Source organism: Geodermatophilus sp. SYSU D00879 (assembly GCF_054050375.1).
Genome location: NZ_JBJGZF010000012.1, coordinates 121,365 through 138,256, shown reverse-complemented (window position 1 = coordinate 138,256; position 16,892 = coordinate 121,365). Strand labels below are relative to the sequence as shown.

The following is a 16,892-nucleotide window of genomic DNA, read 5'->3' as shown; positions in this document are numbered from 1 at the left end:
CAGCCTCCCGGCCCCCGGACGGGCGGTCACATCCGCGCGGCCGCGGCCTTGATCGCCTCGCGGATGCGGACGTAGGTGCCGCACCGGCAGACGTTCTGGATCTCGTCGATCTCCTCGTCGGTGGGGTCCGAGGTCCGGCGCAGCAGCGCGACCGCGGCCATGATCTGCCCGGGCTGGCAGTAGCCGCACTGCGCGACGTCCTGTTCGAGCCACGCCTCCTGGACCGGGTGCAGCCGGTCGCCGTCGGCCAGCCCCTCGATGGTCGTGACCTCGCGCCCCGCCACCTCCGCCGTCGGGGTGACGCACGGGCGGATCGCCTCGCCGTCGAGGTGGCTGGTGCAGGCCTTGCAGACGTCGATGCCGCAGCCGTACTTGGGCCCGGTGACGCCGAGCTTGTCGCGCAGCGCCCAGAGCAGGGGGAGGTCGGCGGGGGCGTCGACGGTGACGGTCTCGCCGTTGAGCTGGAAGGTGTAGTTCGGCACGGGGGCGCTCCTCAGCGGGGGAAGGGCTCGAAGTCGACCGGGAAGACGAGGGGGAACGACCGCGGCTTCGTCCCGGTCGCGCGGGCGTAGGCGTTGGCGACGGCGCCGACCGCGGCCGGGACGCCGAGCTCGCCGGCGCCGCCGGGCTCGTCGCTGCTGTCGATGACGAAGACCCGGACGTCGGCCGGCGAGTCGGCCTGCCGGGTGTAGTGGAACTGGCTGTAACTGCCCTCGAGCGGCAGCCCGTCGACGACGTGCAGGCCCGCGCGCAGCGTGGTGCCGATGGCGTCGGTGAGCCCGCCGAGCATCTGCGCCTCGAGCCCGCGCGGGTTGACCGCCTTCCCGACGTCGACGGCGATCGTCGCCCGGGTGACCCGCGGGCGCTGCGGGTCGTGCGCGTCGATCTCCACCAGGCAGGCGGTGCAGCCCTTGTACTCGGCGTGGAAGCCCAGGCCCTGGGCGCGGCCGCGCGGCAGCCGCCGTCCCCACTGCCCCTCCTGGACGACCTTGTCCAGGACGGCGCGGTAGCGGTCCTCCTTGAGGAAGCGGCGGCGGAACTCGGCCGGGTCGCGGCCGGTGGCGGCGGCGAGCTCGTCGACGACGACCTCCTCGGCCCCGCGGGTGTTGGCCGAGTACACCGAGCGCCAGCTGCCGGTGTGCATCTGCAGCGGCACCTCGGCCAGCGTCTGCGTGGTGACGCCGAAGTGGTACGGCGAGTGCACGGTGGTGAGGAAGACCGTCTGTGCGAACGAGGCGTTCCCGCCCACCGGGAGGTCCGCGGCGACCGACGTGAGGATCTCGCCGAGGCCGTGCCCGAAGTCGGTCTCCACGCTGGCCACCCGGTGCTCGAAGCTGAGCACGTCGCCGGCGGCGTGCGTGGCCCGGATGCGGTGGTGGCTGGCGGCGCGGGCCCGGCCGTGGCGCATGTCGTCGATCCGCGACCACAGCAGCTTGACCGGCCGCCCCGTCGCCTTCGACACCCGCGCGGCCTCCAGGGCGGCGTCGGAGAACAGGCGCCGGCCGAAGGACCCGCCGCCCTGGACGACGTGCACGGTCACCCGGGACACCGGCAGGCCGAGCTCGGCGGCGATGGTCTCCTGCGCGACGATCGGCGACTTCAGCGGCGACCAGATCTCGGCGCGGTCCGCGGTCACGTGCGCGATGGCGCAGTTGGGCTCCAGCGGCGCGTGGCTGACGAAGGCGAAGTCGAACTCCGCGTCCACCGTCCGCACCAGCAGGCCGGGCGCCAGCGGCGGCGGCGTCACCGCGCGCAGCTTCCGCCGGATCGACTCGTCGTCCTCGCCGTCGACCGTGCCCGGCCCCCAGGTGGCCCGCACGGCCGCGACGGCGTCGCGGGCCTGGCCGAAGGTCTCGGCGAGGACGGCGACCCCGGTCGGCACCACGGCGACGTCGACGACGCCCGGCATGGCCCGGACCTCCGCCTCGTTGTCCAGCGACCGGACGGTGCCGTTGATCGTCGGCGGGCGGCGCAGCATGGTCGGCAGCGCGCCGGGGACGACGTCGAGGTCGAGGGTGTAGCGCTGCCGGCCGGTCACCATCGCGCGGGCGTCGGTGCGGCTGGTGGGCGTGCCGACGACCCGCTGCGCGGAGGCGGGCTTGGGTGACGCCAGGGCGACGGCGAGCGTCCGGTCGGCCGCGGCGGCCGACAGCTCGCCGTACGTGGCGGTCCGCCCGCCGGGACCGCTGACCACGCCGTCGGTGACGGTGAGCGAGCCCGGGGTGGTGCCCCAGCGGAGGGCCGCGGCGGCCAGCAGCCGGGCGCGGGCCACGGCGGCCGCCCGCCGGACCGGGCCGTAGACGCTGCGCATGGTGTTGGAGCCGCCGGTGAGCTGGTTGAAGACCAGCTCGGGGCGGGCGTCGGCGAGGGTGACGTCGACGTGGCCCAGCGGCACGTCGAGCTCGTCGGCCAGCAGCATGGCGACGGCGGTGGTGATGCCCTGGCCGACCTCGGCGCGGGGGAGGGCCAGCCCGACCCGGCCCCGCTCGTCGACGGTGACGACGATGAGGTCCTCGGTGGGCTTCCCGGCGAGGATCAGCACGTCGCCGAGGTCGAGGAGCTCGGCCGGCGCGGGCACCGAGGGGAGCGCCTGGGCGGTCGCCGGGCCGGCCACGTCGGCGACGACCTGCGCCGCGACGGCGAGCGTCGGGGCCGCGACGAGGTAGGTGAGGAAGCGGCGGCGGCTGTGCGTGGCCGCGGGCTCGTCGGTGCGGGGGTGCTCGGGCAGGGTCGTCACGCGTTGGCCTCTCGACGGTGAGCGGTCGGTCGAGGACACGGCCGGGCTCGGCGGTGCTCGGCCCGGACCAACGAGCGGGCGCCACCCGGGTCACGACGTTGCAGTGCGACGGTGTGTCGTTGCAACGTCGCGCTCGGTGATCCACGTGGAACACCGCGGACGCACGGAGGGCCCGGGACCACGACGGTCCCGGGCCCTCCTGCGCGTGGGCGCGACCTCTCGGTCGGCGCCGTCTCGGTCGGCCCTGTCAGTTGGCCATGTCGACGAAGCGGCTGTAGTGGCCCTGGAAGGCGACGGTGACGTTGGCCGTCGGGCCGTTGCGGTGCTTGACCAGCATGATGTCGGCCTCGCCGGCCCGCGGGCTCTCCTTCTCGTACATGTCCTCGCGGTGGATCATCATGACCATGTCGGCGTCCTGCTCGATCGAGCCGGACTCACGGAGGTCCGACAGCATCGGCTTCTTGTCCTGACGCTGCTCCGAGCCGCGGTTGAGCTGCGACATCGCGATCACCGGGACCTCGAGCTCCTTGGCCAGCAGCTTCAGCGCCCGGGAGAACTCCGAGACCTCCTGCTGGCGGCTCTCGACGCGCTTGCCCGACGTCATGAGCTGGAGGTAGTCGATGACCACGAGCTTGAGGTCGTTGCGCTGCTTGAGCCGCCGCGCCTTGGCCCGGATCTCCATCATCGTCATGTTCGGCGAGTCGTCGATGTAGAGCGGGGCGTCGGCCACCTCGCCCATCCGGCGGGCCAGCTTCGACCAGTCCTCGTCGGACAGCGTGCCGGCGCGCATGTGGTGCAGCGGCACCTTCGCCTCGGCCGACAGCAGACGCATGGTGATCTCGTGCTTGCTCATCTCGAGCGAGAAGATGACGGCCGGCATGTGGTGCTTGACCGTGGCCGACCGCGCGATGTCCAGCCCCAGGGTCGACTTGCCCACACCGGGGCGGGCGGCGATGACGACCATCTGCCCCGCCTGCAGGCCGTTGGTCAGCTCGTCGAGGTCGCGGATGCCGGTGGGCACGCCGCGGGCGGTGCCGCCGCGGGAGGCGATGGCGTCGAGCTCGTCCATCGTGGGCTGCAGGACGTCCTCGAGGCGCGAGTAGTCCTCGCTCATCCGCTTCTCGGTGACCTCGTAGATCTCCTGCTGCGCGCGATCGACGATGTCGTCGACGTCGCCGCGCCCGCCGGCCGCGCCGTAGCCCAGCTGCACCACGCGGGTGCCCGCCTCGACCAGGCGGCGCAGGGTGGCCTGCTCGGCCACGATCTGGGCGTAGTAGCCCGCGTTGGCCGCCGTCGGCGTCGAGGCGATGAGGGTGTGCAGGTAGACCGCGCCGCCCATCTTCGACAGCTGGTCGGTGCGGTTGAGCTCCGCGGCGACGGTGATCGCGTCGGCCGGCTCACCCCGGCCGTACAGGTCGAGGATGCAGTCGTAGATCAACTGGTGCGCCGGCCGGTAGAAGTCGTTGCCGGTCAGCTGCTCCACGACGTCGGCGATGGCGTCCTTGCTCATCAGCATGCCGCCCAGCACCGACTGCTCGGCCGCGACGTCCTGCGGCGGCTGCCGGTCGTACTCCGGCGCCGTCGCCTGCGGCCGGCTGAAGTCGTCGGCCACCGCCACCTGGGTACCTCCCTCTCCTCGGGGCACGCGCGCGCGTACAGACCCCGGCCGCCCGGCCGGGGCCCGGTGGGGGAAGCACCAGGACGCCTCGCGTGCCGCTCGAACACGCGTTCGAGGACATCACTACCCGGAGCCACCGACAGTTCGCGGAGGTCCGGCGCAGGAGACGACGTTAGGAAGCGGGGACGGACCCGTCCAACACCCGTGTGGGCCGCGTTCTGCACAACTTGTGGACAAGTCGGTGGACAGCCGGAGTCGACATGTGGAGACGGGGAGGACACCGACCCGTCGTGCCGCGGTCCCGCGGGCGTCACCTGCGTCCCGGCCACCCACCGGCTGTGGACACGAGAAAGTCGGCGCGCCGGGGGCGCCGGGCGTGTCGTGTCGTCCCGCCCGGCGCAGCCGTCACAGGCGCCCACCGGCCCCGGGAGCCCGGCCGTCCCGGGCCGGCCAGCCGGGATGGGCCCGCGGCGTCCCCCTGCCGCCGTCCGGGGCCCAGGGGCCCGGGAAACGACCCCCGAGACGCCGCGAGGGGCGCCGGACGGGTGTCCGACGCCCCTCGCGGGCGGTGCTGCGGCGTTCTCAGCCGGCGACGACCTCGATGGGGAGGGTCGTCGTGACCTCCGGGTGCACCCGCACGGTGACGGTGTGCTTGCCGGTGGTCTTGATGCTGCTCGGCAGCTCGATGCGGCGGCGGTCCAGCTCCGGGCCACCGGCGGCCGTGACGGCCGCGGCGACGTCGGCGGTGGTGACGCGGCCGAACAGGCGGCCACCGTCGCCGGCGCGGGCGGGCACCCGGACGGTCAGGCCGGAGAGGCGGCCGGCCACGGCCTGGGCCTCCTCGAGCGACCGCACCTCGCGGGCGGCACGCGCCCGGCGCAGCGACTCGACCTGCTTCTCGGCACCGCGGGTGGCGACGATGGCCAGGCCGCGGGGCAGGAGGTAGTTGCGGCCGTAGCCGCCCTTGACCTCGACGGTGTCACCGGAGGACCCGAGACCGGTGACCTCCTGCGTCAGGATCAGCTTCATCGTGCTCATGGTCAGCGCGCCGTCGAGGTGTAGGGCAGCAGGGCCATCTCACGGCTGTTCTTGACGGCCGTGGCGACGTCCCGCTGGTGCTGGCTGCAGTTGCCGCTCACGCGGCGGGCACGGATCTTGCCGCGGTCGGAGATGAACTTCCGCAGCAGCGTCGTGTCCTTGTAGTCGATGTAGGTCGCCTTGTCCTTGCAGAACTGGCAGACCTTCTTCTTGGGCTTGCGCACGGGGGGCTTGGGCACTGGGTTCTCCAGGTACGACTAGATCTGGGGTGTGGATGGCCCCCTCGCAGGGGCCCGCGCCGTGCGGAGCGCGGCGTGGGGGGCGAGGGGGTCCTTCTGTCAGAAGGGAGGCTCGTCGGACGGGCCGGCGGGCGTCGACCACGGGTCGCTCGCGCCGCCGCCGAAACCGCCGCCACCGCCACCGCCGCCGAAACCGCCACCGCCGCCGCCACCCTCACCGCGCGAGGCGCGGGTGACCTTCGCGGTGGCGTAGCGCAGCGAGGGGCCGATCTCGTCGACCTCGAGCTCGACGACGGTGCGCTTCTCGCCCTCCTTCGTCTCGAACGAGCGCTGCTTGAGGCGCCCCGAGACGATGACCCGCGAGCCGCGGGTGAGGGACTCGGCCACGTTCTCGGCCGCCTGCCGCCAGACGTTGCAGCGGAGGAACAGCGCCTCGCCGTCCTTCCACTCCTGCGACTGCCGGTCGAAGGTGCGCGGCGTCGAGGCGACCGTGAAGTTGGCGACCGCGGCCCCCGACGGCGTGAACCGCAGCTCCGGGTCGGAGGTCAGGTTGCCGATGACGGTGATGACGGTCTCGCCGGCCATGGTCAGTGGACCTCGGGCCGGAGCAGCTTGGTCCGCAGGACCGACTCGTTCAGGTTGAGCTGCCGGTCGAGCTCGGCGACCGCGGCGGGCTCGGCCTGGATGTCGACGACGGCGTAGATGCCCTCGACGTGCTTCTTGATCTCGTAGGCCAGGCGGCGCCGGCCCCAGATCTCGGTCTTGACGGTGCCACCGGAGTTGGTGACGACGGTCAGGAACCGGTCGAGGGAGGGAGCGATCGTGCGCTCCTCCAGGTCGGGGTCGAGGATGACCATCAGTTCGTAGTGACGCACGGAGAACCCCACCTCCTCTGGTCTGGGCGGCTGCAGGACGTCTGCAGCAGGAGGGTCGTACACGCGTCGCGCGCCCTGCCTGCCTCGGACGGCACACGGGACGCGCCCCCCGAGGGTACCAGCGCGCCCACCGGCGCCCGCCGGGGTCAGCGGGAGCGGACCGCCCGGGAGGTGCGGACCAGCGCGGCGGTGCTGCCGGCCAGCGCGACGACGGCGGCCAGCGCGGCGGGCGGCAGGGCCGGGCCGGGGGAGGCGCCGTCGGCGGTCACCGTGCTGCTCTCCTCGTCCAGCGCACCGCCGTCGAGCGCGCCGAGCTCGCCGGAGACCGGCACCGCGGCGCCGTCGTAGCCGCCCGCGACCCCGCCGGAGCCGTCGGCGCCGCCGCTGCCGGACGCGGTGCCCGATGGGGAGCCGGCCCCGGGCAGCCGCGACGGGTCGAAGGCCGCGGATCCGCCGCCGGAGGGCGCCATCCGCGCCGCGCCGCCGCCGAGGTCGTAGGAGTAGGGGTCGCCGTCGACCCCCTGCGCGGCCGCCGGGGCCGTCGGCGCGGCGGCCGGGGCCTGCGGCGCGGTCGGGCCGGTGGGGGCCGGCGCCGGGAGCGACGGCAGGGAGGGCAGCGGGACGTCGACGGTCGGCAGCGGCGGCAGGCCGACCGAGGGCAGGTCGGGCAGCGGCAGCAGCGTGTTGACGAGGAACGGCGTCGGGACGCCGATCTGCACCGTCGTCTGCCGGCCGTCGTAGGTGACCGGCTGCGTCTGCGGCAGCGTGCTCAGCGCCCGGGTGGTGACGGTGTCCAGCGCGCTCCCGACGATCGAGGTGTTCGGGACGACGACCCGGTACGTGTAGGTGATCGTGCAGGTCAGGCAGGTGCTGTCGAAACGCTCGGTGACGCTCGCGTCCTTCGGCAGCGGCTCCGGACCCGAGGGCAGGCCGAGCGTGACGTCGGTGAACACCTGCGCGGTGACCAGCGAGGGCACCAGCCCGCCGCCGCCGACCTGCACCGTCTTCGGCTCGATCCGGTTGGTGAAGGTGACCGTGCCGCCGGGGTCGACCGAGACCAGCGGCGGGGTGAGGTCGCGGATGTCGACGGTGGCCGACGGGGCGGCGCTCGCGGCGGGCGGCAGCAGGACCGCGCCGCCCAGGACGGCGGCCACCACGAGCGCGAGCGCGGCGAGGAACCGCCGCGCGGCCCGCCGCATCGTGCCGGTGGTCGCCGTCCCCGTCGTCATCCCCTGCGTCCCCTCCGTCTGCGTCCCCGTGGTCACGGCGCGCGCCACCGCCCGCGCGTGTCCGCCGTCACGTGTCCCAACGAGGACGTGACCTGCGCGATACGGGTGGGTCCCCGTCCGGGGCGGAACTACTGTCGCCGGGGTGGCGGAGCACCCGATCGGCGTACACGTCGGCCCCGGCCTGACCGGGGACAACGAGCTGGACGCGGGCGGGCCGCTGGCCCGAGCCGCGGAGATGGACGCCGACGGCGTGCAGGTCTTCCTCGGCGACCCGCAGGGCTGGAAGGCGCCGCCGCCGCGCCCGGACGCCGAGGACCTGCTCGCCTCCGACGTCGCCGTCTTCGTGCACGCGCCGTACGTGCTCAACGTGGCCTCGACCAACAACCGGATCCGCATCCCGAGCCGGAAGAACCTCGCGGTGCACGCGCGGGCGGCGGCGGCGATCGGCGCCCGCGGGATGGTCGTGCACGGCGGCCACGTGCTCGCCAAGGACGACCCCGCGGCGGGGTTCGACAACTGGCGCAAGACGTTCGCGCGGCAGACCGAGGACGGCGGCTTCCCGCTGCCGCTGCTCATCGAGAACACCGCCGGCGGCGAGAACGCGATGGCCCGCGAGCTCGGCGCGGTGGACCGGCTGTGGGACGCCGTCGGGGAGTTCGGCGCGGGGTTCGTGCTCGACACCTGCCACGCCTGGGCCGCCGGCTGGGACCTCGCCACCGCCGTCGCCGACGTCCGCGCCGTCACCGGCCGGGTGGACCTCGTGCACCTCAACAACAGCCGCGACCCGCACGGCTCCGGCCGCGACCGGCACGCGCCGCTGACCGAGGGGGAGATCCCGCTGGAGCTGCTGCTCGCGGTCGCGCGCGCCGCCGACTGCCCCGTCGTCCTGGAGACGCCCGGGGACGCCGCCGCGCACGCCGAGGAGGTCGCGCTCGTCCGCGCGGCGCTGCGCGGCTAGGCGGGCACCCGCCGGCGCAGGGTGCGCCGGTCGGGGGCGCCGTCCAGCGGGCCGCCGGCCGGGTCGTCGACGCCGGGCCAGCTGGTGCGGACGACGTCGCCGTCGGGGTGCAGCACGTCGCGCACGACCAGGCCCATGAGCACGACGACGGCGAGGTCGCGCGCGGTCACCGCGAGGAAGAACCACTCGACGCCGACGCCGCGGTCCTCGGTGCCGAGGTACCAGAGCATCCGCACCACCCACAGCACCGCCTCGACGGCCTGCCAGAGCAGCAGCGAGCGCCAGCGCGGCCGGGCCAGGACCGCCAGCGGCAGCAGCCACAGCGAGTACTGCGGGCTCCACACCTTGGTGACCAGCAGGAACGCCGCCACCAGCAGGAAGGCGACCTGGGCCACGCGCGGCCGCACCGGGGCGCGCAGCACCAGCCACCCCAGGCCGGCGAAGACCAGCAGCACGCAGCCCGCGACGACGGTGTTGAGCACCACCGGCGGCGTCCCCTCGGGCAGCGGGCCGTCGAGGAACCGCCCGTCGGAGGCGGTGATCAGGACGTTCCAGACGCTGTCGGGGTCGGCCGGGCGGGCGGTGTTGAGCCGGAAGAACAGCGACCAGTGCTCCGGCGCGAGCAGCGCCACCGGCAGGTCGACGGCGAGCCAGGCGGCCCCGGCGGCGACGGCGGCGCGCAGCCACTCGCGCACGCGCCCGGCCCGCAGGCACAGCAGGAACAGCGCCCCGAGCAGCAGCAGCGGGTAGAACTTCGCGGCGACGCCGAGGCCGAGCAGCACGCCGGCGAGCACCGGCCGGTTGCGCGCCCACGCCCACAGCCCGCCGGTGGCCAGCGCGACGGCGAACAGGTCCCAGTTGGTGAAGGCGTGCACGAGCAGCAGCGGGGACAGGCCGACCATCGCGGCGTCCCACGGCCGGTGCCCGGCCAGCGCCAGCACCTCCCGGACGAGGAGGAACGCGCACAGCGTCAGCAGCAGGCAGGTCGCCACGTAGTAGGCCTGCACGGGCGGGACCTGCGGCGGCAGCCCGGCCGCCGTCGCGAGGTCGCCGTAGGCCCGGCCGAGCAGCGCGGCCAGCGCCGTGAAGGCGCCGGTGAGCACCGGGTACTCGACCGCCGAGTCGAGGTAGGGGACCGCGGCGGCGTCCAGGCCGTGCAGCGTGAACAGGGGGACGGTGTCGGAGTAGCAGAAGTGGGTGTACTGCACCGACCCGGCCCAGTTGCCGTCGGCGCAGGGCGCCTGCTTCAGCCACGCCGCCGCCAGGACCACGGTGGCGTAGAGCAGGCAGATCCGCAGCGGCGTCCAGAACAGCGCCCGGCCGGTGACCGCGTGCCGCCCCCACGGCCCGCCCACCGCCTCGCCGGCCTGCGCGGCGACCGGGTCCGACCACGTCGGCACCACCCGGTCCGGACGCCCCGGGGGCACCGGTGCGGGGGCCGCGGACGCCGGAGACGCCGCGGGCCCGTCCGCCGGCTGGTCGGCCGGGGCGGACGGGCCCGTGGGGGAGGAACTCACCCGGTCAGTCTGCCGGGCGGGTCAGCCGGTCAGCTGCGGCTGGGTGGTGGTGGGTGCCGGCTGCCCGGGTTGCGTCGGCGGCCCCCCGGGGTTGGATCCCCCGGCAGGGGGCGGGAGGTTCGGGTCGGCCTGCGGCCCTGTCGGCGTGGGGGTCGGGGTCGGCGTCGGGGTCGGCGTCCCGTTGTTCGGGTCCTGCTCGGTCGTGCCGTCGTCCGGCGGCGTGGTCTCGGTCGGCGTGGCCGGGGTGGTCGGCGTCGCCTGCGTCGTCGGCGCGGACTGCGTCGTCGGGGCCGCCCGGGTCTCCGGCGCCGGGACGCCCTCGCCCGTGTCCCCGCGGATGACCGGCCGGTCGGGCAGGTCCTCCTCCGGGGTGCCGGCGAGCACGGTGTCCATGAACTCCTGCCAGATGGCGCCCGGCAGGCCGGAGCCGTAGATGATCGCGCCGTCGGAGTTGCGGATCGGCAGGTAGCCGTCGGTGCCCATCCACACCGCCGTCGACAGGGACGGGGTGTAGCCGACCATCCAGGCGTCGGAGTTGTCGTCGGCGTCGATGCCCTGGGTGCCGGTCTTGGCGGCCACCTCGCGGCCGCCGTCGAGCGCCCGGCGCGAGTACTGGGCGACGCCCTCGAGCGCGAAGGTGGTGTCGTTCGCGACGTCCTCGCTCATCACCCGCTCACCGGCCGGCGCGCCGTCCTCCAGCAGCACGGTGCCCTCGCTGTCGGTGACCCGGCTGACGAAGAACGCCTCGTGCCGCACGCCGCCGCTGGCGAAGGTGGCGAAGCCGACGGCCTGGTCGATCGGGCGCATCTCGTACTCGCCGATGCCGATCGAGGAGCCGGTGACCCCGGAGTCGGGGGCGGCCAGCGTCGTCTTGTCGTCGAGCAGCGAGCCGGTGGCCGGCCAGGTCTCGGGCATCCCGGTCGCGGCCAGCGCCGTCTCCCGGACGTTCTCCGGGCCCACCTCGTAGGCCAGCCCGTAGAACGTCGTGTTCAGCGAGCGGGTCATCGCCTCGACCAGGGTGCAGGCGGGGCACGAGGCGCCGCCGGAGTTGCGCACCGGGGCCTCGCGGTCGGGGAAGGTCTGCGGCGAGCTGCCGTCCCGGCGCGAGGTGACGCTGATGCCCTGGTCGAGCGCGGTGGCCAGCACGTAGGGCTTCATCGACGAGCCGGGCTGGCGGCGCGCCTGCGCGTAGTCGACCGCGCCGTCGCCGGCGCCGATGTCCCCGCCGTAGTAAGCGCGCACCCCACCGGTCCGCGGGTCGACGGCGACCAGCGCCTGGCGCAGCGTCTCCCGCGGCTCGCCGTCCATGACCTCGTTCACCGCGGCCAGCGCGGCGTCCTGGGTGGCCTTGTCGACGGTCGTGGTGATCCGCAGGCCGCCGGCCTGGATCTGCTCCTCGGTGTAGCCGCGCGCCTCGAGCTCGGAGATCGCCCGCGACACGACCAGGCCCTCGGGCCCGGTGGGGGTGCCCAGGGCCGAGGACTGCGGCTTGGGCAGCACCGGCGGGTAGACCGACGCGTCGCGGTCGGCCTGGGTCATCCAGTCCTCCTCGACCATCGCGTCGAGGACCAGGCCCCAGCGGTCCTGCGCGCCCTCCGGGTTGGACTCCGGGTCGTAGGAGCTGGGGCTGCGGATCTGGACGGCGAGCACCGCGCCCTGCTGCGGCGTCAGCTGGGCCGCCGGGACGCCGAAGAAGGTGTTGGCCGCGGCCTCGATGCCGTAGGCGCCGCGGCCGAAGTAGATGGTGTTGAGGTAGTTCTCGAGGATCTCGTCCTTGTCGTAGTTGTTGTCCAGCTTGATCGCCAGGAACAGCTCCTGGAATTTGCGGGCGAACGTCTGGTCGGAGTTCTGCAGGATGGCGTTCTTCACGTACTGCTGCGTGATCGTCGAGCCGCCCTGCGTCGAGCCGCCGGTGAGGTTGTTCCACGCCGCCCGGACGATGCCGGTGAAGCTGATGCCGGGGTCGGAGTAGAAGTTCCGGTTCTCCGCGGCCAGCACCGCGTTGCGCGCGGGCTCCGAGACCTGCTCGAGCGTGACGTCCCGCCGGTTGGTGTCGCCCAGACGGGCCATCTCGGTGGTGCCGTCGGCGTAGTACACGACCGTCGTCTGCGACCGCTGCACCGAGCTGGGGTCGGGCACCTCGGTGGTGGCGTAGACGACGCCGACGAAGACGCCGAGCAGCACCAGCAGGCCGAGCAGGGTGCCGAGGGCGACCTTCAGCCGGCGGCGGCGCCGCTGCTTCTTCGTGCGCGCCTTCTTGCCGCCGGGCTTGCCGCCCGCGGGACGCGAGCCGGTGGGCCGGGAGCCGCCGGGACGCGAGCCGCCGGAGCCCCCCGACCGCGCGGCCGTGGTGCGGCCGCGGCCGGCGGGTCCGGAGCCACCGGTCGCGCGGGCGGCCGGCGGGCGCCGCGGCGGGCCGCCGGACGGCCCGACCGGCGTGGTCTCGTCGTGGGGAGGCACCAGGCAGCCCCTCCTCGGGTGTCGGTGGGCGGATCGGGTCCCGCCCAGCGTGGCGTCGTTACCTGTGGTGACCGGGGAGGACGCGCAGGCGCGCCGTCCTCCCGGGACGGGTGTGACGGACGGGTCCGCCGGTGTGCAACCGTGCGACCGGCGGTCCTAGTCCGTGGCAGCGCGGCGGCGCCGGCGCGGCTGCCGCCCCGGCTCGGGCTCGGTCCCGAGCACGTAGGAGCAGTCCAGGTGGTTCCACCCGCACCCGCGGCACACCTCGACGGTGTACACGGAGAACTCCTCCTGCATGGCGTCCATCCGGGCGAGTTCCGCCTCGGTCTTCGCCTGCCCGGACACGTGGCCCAGCCCCTCACCGTAGACGTAGTTGACCAACGTCAGGCGCTCGCGGCGGCAGACCGGGCACGGGTCGTCGGTCTGCTCGCCGTGGTACCTCGCGGCGCGGGTGAGGTAGGGACTGGCGTCGCAGACCTCGAACAGCCCGGTGCGGCCGGCGTGCACGTCCGCCAGGACGGCCCGCCTCTGCAGCGAGTAGTCGACGACGGAGCGACGTCCGGGCACGGCCGTCAATGTACGCAGGTCCGCCCGCGCCCGGGCCCGTCGTCACCGTCCGTGCGCGCCCTGCCCGATCGGGGGAGGGTCTCGGGTTGCCCACCGGTTCACCTCCCGATGTATCGTCTCGATACATCGAACGGCAGGGGCCGACGGGGGGCGAGATGCTCGAGTTCGCCATCCTCGGACTGCTGCAGCAGTCCCCGATGCACGGCTACGAGCTGCGGAAACGGCTCGCGGAGGTGCTGGGGGGCCTGCGCAGCATCTCCTACGGCTCGCTGTATCCCGCGCTGAAGCGGTTGCACGCTGCCGGACTCGTCACCACCGACGAGTCCGACCGGCGCGCGCCGCTCCCGGCCGACGCACCGCCGCTCACCGGCCGGCGCGGGAAGGTGGTCTACACGATCACCGCGGAGGGCAAGGAGCGCTTCGCGGAGCTGGTCAGCCAGGCCGGCCCCGAGGCGTACGACGACGGCAGGCTCTTCGGCGTCCACCTCGCCTTCTTCCGGCACACCGCCGCCGATGTACGGCTGCGCATCCTCGAGGGGCGCCGCCGCACGGTCGAACGGCAGCGGGACGGCCTGCGGTCCTCACTGGCGCGGACCCGCGAACGGCTCGACCGCTACACGCTGGAACTGCAGCGCCACGGCCTGGACTCGGTCGACCGGGAGGTGCGCTGGCTGTCGGAGCTCATCGACAGCGAGCGGCGCCGGCCCGAGCCGGGGCCCGGCGGTGAGCGCCCGCCGCCCAGCGAGGGGTGAGGCCGCCCCCGGGCGGGCCGCACCCACCGACACCGCACAACAGGCACCACGGCTGTCCTGCTCGACCGGCAGCCACCGCCAGGACCGGAACGGTCCCGCGACACGGACCACCCGGTCCAGGGAGAAGGGAAACCCATGGGAGCTGTCAAGGTCGCCATCGTGGGCGTCGGCAACTGCGCCGCCTCGCTGGTTCAGGGGGTGCACTACTACCGCGACGCCGACGAGACCACCTCGGTCCCGGGCCTCATGCACGTCCGCTTCGGCGAGTACCACGTCTCGGACGTGCAGTTCGTCGCGGCGTTCGACGTCGACGCCAAGAAGGTCGGCCGTGACCTCTCCGAGGCCATCGTCGCCAGCGAGAACAACACCATCAAGATCACCGACGTCCCGCCGCTGGGCGTCACCGTGCAGCGCGGCACCACCCTCGACGGCCTGGGCAAGTACTACCGGGCCACCATCGAGGAGTCCGACGAGCAGCCGGTCGACGTCGTCGCGGCGCTGCGGGAGTCCGGCGCCGACGTCCTCGTCTGCTACCTGCCGGTCGGCTCGCAGCAGGCCGCCGAGTTCTACGCGCAGGCCGCCCTCGACGCCGGCGTCGCGTTCGTCAACGCCCTGCCGGTGTTCATCGCCGGGACCAAGGAGTGGGCGGACAAGTTCACCGCCGCCGGCGTCCCGATCGTCGGCGACGACATCAAGAGCCAGGTCGGCGCGACCATCACCCACCGGGTGCTGGCCAAGCTGTTCGAGGACCGCGGCGTGCAGCTCGACCGCACGATGCAGCTCAACGTCGGCGGCAACATGGACTTCAAGAACATGCTCGAGCGCGAGCGTCTGGAGTCCAAGAAGATCTCCAAGACCCAGGCCGTCACCAGCCAGGTCGACCGCGACATGGGCACCGACAACGTGCACATCGGCCCGTCGGACCACGTGCCGTGGCTGAGCGACCGCAAGTGGGCCTACGTCCGCCTCGAGGGCCGCGCGTTCGGCGACGTCCCGCTGAACCTGGAGTACAAGCTCGAGGTCTGGGACTCCCCGAACTCGGCCGGCATCATCATCGACGCCGTCCGCGCGGCGAAGATCGCCAAGGACCGCGGGATCGGCGGCCCGATCCTGTCGGCGTCGTCGTACTTCATGAAGTCCCCGCCGGTGCAGTACAGCGACAGCGAGGCCCGCGACGCCGTGGAGGCCTTCATCCGCGGCGAGGTGGAGCGCTGACGCGGTAGCCGCGTCCCGCGAGCCGGCAGGCCCGTCCCCCGACCCGGGGGGCGGGCCTGCGGCCTGTCGGGGGACCGGTGCCGCCGGGCTGCCTACGCTGACCGCCATGCCGCGCCGCCTGCTCGCGATCGCGCTGGTCCTGCTGGCGGTCCTGCTGGCCGGGTGCTCGGGCGACCCCGCCGACCGGCAGCCCGGCGACCCGGTGACCGCCGAGGAGGCCGAGGTGCTCGCCGGCCTGCTGGCGCAGGACTCGGAGGAGGGCGGCGCCGACGTCGAGGTCGCCGCGCCCTTCGGTGACGGCGGCCTGCTGCGCCTCAGCGGCGAGGTCGACTTCACCGGCTCCGCCGGCCGGGCGCGGGCGGTGACCACCTACGGCGACGGGCGCCCCGACGACACCCGCACGCTGTTCTTCACCCGCGACCGGATCTGGTTCGGCGACGTCCCCGGGCTGCCGGCCGCGCTCGCCGCCGCCGGCCGGCCCGACGTCCCGTTCGTCAGCCGCGCGCTGGCGACCGGGCCCGACGCGGTGCCGCTGACCGACGTCCTCGTGGCCGTGGTGCTCAACCTGGGCGCGCCCGAGGCCGACGACGCCGCCGCCTTCCTCGGCGGGGAGCACACCTGGGAGGGGCAGCGCTCGGTCGACCGCCGACTGGCCACGGTCTACGCGGGGGAGGCCGGCTGGACGGTCACCGTGGACGACGCCACCGGCCTGCTGCTGCAGTACGTGACCCCGCTGCCCGGTCAGGACACCGAGGTCACGGTGACGCTGTCGGACCACGGGCCGCGGACGATCGCCCTGCCGGAGGACCGGCAGACGGTGGACGCGGCGGCGCACCCGGAGGTCGCGGCGGCGGTCGGCATCTGAACCCGGGGCGGGGTCACCCGGGCCCGGACATGGGAAGAGGGGGCGGCCTCTTCCCCAGACCGCCCCCTCCGGGGTCATTCCTACCAGACGTCGCCGGGGGGCGCGCCCCGGACCGTCGTCCCGCGGCGTGTCAGTTCGCGGAGGGGTCGGCCGGTGCCGTGGACAGCACCGCCAGGCGGCCGGTCTGCCGGGCGAGGACCGCGCGCCACAGCTGCGGTCCGGACAGCTCGCTGAGCACGTCGCCCGGGGTGCCGGGCACGCACGCCCAGGCGCCCTCGGCGACCTCGGCGGCCAGCTGGCCGGGCGACCAGCCCGCGTAGCCGGCGAACACCCGCAGGCCGGACAGGCCGCCCTCCAGGGAGCCGGGGTCGGCGTCGAGGTCGACGAGGTAGACGTCGCCGGCCACCCGCCGCAGCCCCTCGCCCTCACCGGCCGCGCCGGGGGCGCTGGCCAGGCACAGCGCGGTGTCGGTCTCGCACGGGCCGCCGACGTGGAAGACGCCCGGCTCGACGGCGAGGTCGCACCAGCCGGGCAGCACGTCGCGGATCTCGACCTGGCTGGGCCGGCCGAGGACGACGCCGAGCGTGCCGCTGTCGTTGTGGTCGAGCACGTAGACGACGGTGCCGGCGAAGTTCGGGTCGGTGAGCCCGGGCATGGCCACGAGCAGCGAGCCGGGGACGACGTCGTCGAGGGTGCCGGTGGACAGCCGCGGCACCGGCGCACGGCGTCGGCCCGTGGCCCGCCGGGTGGGCGGGCCGGACTCGGGTTCGGGTGAGGGCACCGGAGACATCCCGTCCAGTGTGCAACAGTCCGGGGCCCGGG

16 protein-coding genes are annotated in these 16,892 nt (G+C 74.4%); 4 read left to right on the top strand and 12 right to left on the bottom strand.

Annotation, left to right across the window (positions count from 1 at the left end; all coding sequences use genetic code 11):
- Positions 1-26: 26 nt before the first annotated feature.
- From ACI79B_RS16265 to ACI79B_RS16230, 8 genes are all read right to left on the bottom strand, one after another.
- On the bottom strand, positions 27-482 hold the full coding sequence (locus ACI79B_RS16265; RefSeq protein WP_456927691.1) for a (2Fe-2S)-binding protein: 456 nt from the start codon (positions 480-482) through the stop codon (positions 27-29).
- A gap of 11 nt (positions 483-493) precedes the next feature.
- Positions 494-2,737, bottom strand: coding sequence for a molybdopterin cofactor-binding domain-containing protein (locus ACI79B_RS16260; RefSeq protein ID WP_456927692.1), 2,244 nt, complete (start codon positions 2,735-2,737; stop codon positions 494-496).
- Between the two features lie 247 nt (positions 2,738-2,984).
- Positions 2,985-4,349 (bottom strand): replicative DNA helicase, encoded by a 1,365-nt coding sequence (gene dnaB, locus ACI79B_RS16255; protein ID WP_456903469.1) that lies wholly within the window; start codon positions 4,347-4,349, stop codon positions 2,985-2,987.
- A gap of 588 nt (positions 4,350-4,937) precedes the next feature.
- Positions 4,938-5,384 carry a 50S ribosomal protein L9 gene (gene rplI / locus ACI79B_RS16250; protein ID WP_456927694.1) on the bottom strand — a complete coding sequence of 149 codons (447 nt, stop codon included), beginning with the start codon at positions 5,382-5,384 and terminating at the stop codon, positions 4,938-4,940.
- Between the two features lie 11 nt (positions 5,385-5,395).
- Positions 5,396-5,632, bottom strand: coding sequence for a 30S ribosomal protein S18 (gene rpsR / locus ACI79B_RS16245; protein ID WP_073422051.1), 237 nt, complete (start codon positions 5,630-5,632; stop codon positions 5,396-5,398).
- Between the two features lie 99 nt (positions 5,633-5,731).
- Entirely contained in the window at positions 5,732-6,217 is a 486-nt protein-coding gene (locus tag ACI79B_RS16240; RefSeq protein WP_387988607.1) for a single-stranded DNA-binding protein, read from the bottom strand.
- Positions 6,218-6,219: 2 nt separating this feature from the next.
- On the bottom strand, positions 6,220-6,507 hold the full coding sequence (rpsF, locus tag ACI79B_RS16235; RefSeq protein ID WP_387988608.1) for a 30S ribosomal protein S6: 288 nt from the start codon (positions 6,505-6,507) through the stop codon (positions 6,220-6,222).
- Between the two features lie 146 nt (positions 6,508-6,653).
- Positions 6,654-7,736 (bottom strand): hypothetical protein, encoded by a 1,083-nt coding sequence (locus tag ACI79B_RS16230; protein ID WP_456927695.1) that lies wholly within the window; start codon positions 7,734-7,736, stop codon positions 6,654-6,656.
- A 142-nt stretch (positions 7,737-7,878) separates the two neighbouring features.
- Here ACI79B_RS16230 and ACI79B_RS16225 point away from each other — a divergent pair, with 142 nt between their 5' ends.
- Positions 7,879-8,694: a deoxyribonuclease IV gene (locus tag ACI79B_RS16225; protein WP_456927696.1), complete on the top strand. Its 816-nt coding sequence runs from the start codon at positions 7,879-7,881 to the stop codon at positions 8,692-8,694.
- Here the strand turns inward: ACI79B_RS16225 and ACI79B_RS16220 are convergent.
- The 3 genes from ACI79B_RS16220 to ACI79B_RS16210 all read right to left on the bottom strand — a co-directional run bounded on the left by ACI79B_RS16220 (position 8,691) and on the right by ACI79B_RS16210 (position 13,238).
- Positions 8,691-10,094 (bottom strand): glycosyltransferase family 87 protein, encoded by a 1,404-nt coding sequence (locus tag ACI79B_RS16220; RefSeq protein WP_456927697.1) that lies wholly within the window; start codon positions 10,092-10,094, stop codon positions 8,691-8,693. The two genes, ACI79B_RS16225 and ACI79B_RS16220, sit on opposite strands and share 4 nt — an antisense overlap.
- A gap of 138 nt (positions 10,095-10,232) precedes the next feature.
- Positions 10,233-12,671 (bottom strand): transglycosylase domain-containing protein, encoded by a 2,439-nt coding sequence (locus ACI79B_RS16215; protein WP_456927698.1) that lies wholly within the window; start codon positions 12,669-12,671, stop codon positions 10,233-10,235.
- 156 nt (positions 12,672-12,827) lie between these two features.
- The gene (locus tag ACI79B_RS16210; protein ID WP_456927699.1) at positions 12,828-13,238 is read right to left on the bottom strand and encodes a DUF5318 family protein; all 411 of its coding nucleotides are present in this window, start codon (positions 13,236-13,238) and stop codon (positions 12,828-12,830) included.
- A 155-nt stretch (positions 13,239-13,393) separates the two neighbouring features.
- Here ACI79B_RS16210 and ACI79B_RS16205 point away from each other — a divergent pair, with 155 nt between their 5' ends.
- The 3 genes from ACI79B_RS16205 (at position 13,394) to ACI79B_RS16195 (ending at position 16,070) form a co-directional block, all read left to right on the top strand.
- Positions 13,394-13,990, top strand: coding sequence for a PadR family transcriptional regulator (locus tag ACI79B_RS16205; protein WP_456927700.1), 597 nt, complete (start codon positions 13,394-13,396; stop codon positions 13,988-13,990).
- 135 nt (positions 13,991-14,125) lie between these two features.
- Entirely contained in the window at positions 14,126-15,205 is a 1,080-nt protein-coding gene (locus ACI79B_RS16200; RefSeq protein WP_387988615.1) for an inositol-3-phosphate synthase, read from the top strand.
- A gap of 106 nt (positions 15,206-15,311) precedes the next feature.
- Positions 15,312-16,070 carry a hypothetical protein gene (locus ACI79B_RS16195; protein WP_456927701.1) on the top strand — a complete coding sequence of 253 codons (759 nt, stop codon included), beginning with the start codon at positions 15,312-15,314 and terminating at the stop codon, positions 16,068-16,070.
- Positions 16,071-16,200: 130 nt separating this feature from the next.
- On the opposite strand, the gene ACI79B_RS16190 is transcribed toward ACI79B_RS16195, so the two are convergent.
- The gene (locus ACI79B_RS16190) at positions 16,201-16,785 is read right to left on the bottom strand and encodes a YqgE/AlgH family protein (RefSeq protein ID WP_456927702.1); all 585 of its coding nucleotides are present in this window, start codon (positions 16,783-16,785) and stop codon (positions 16,201-16,203) included.
- Between the last annotated feature and the right edge of the window lie 107 nt (positions 16,786-16,892).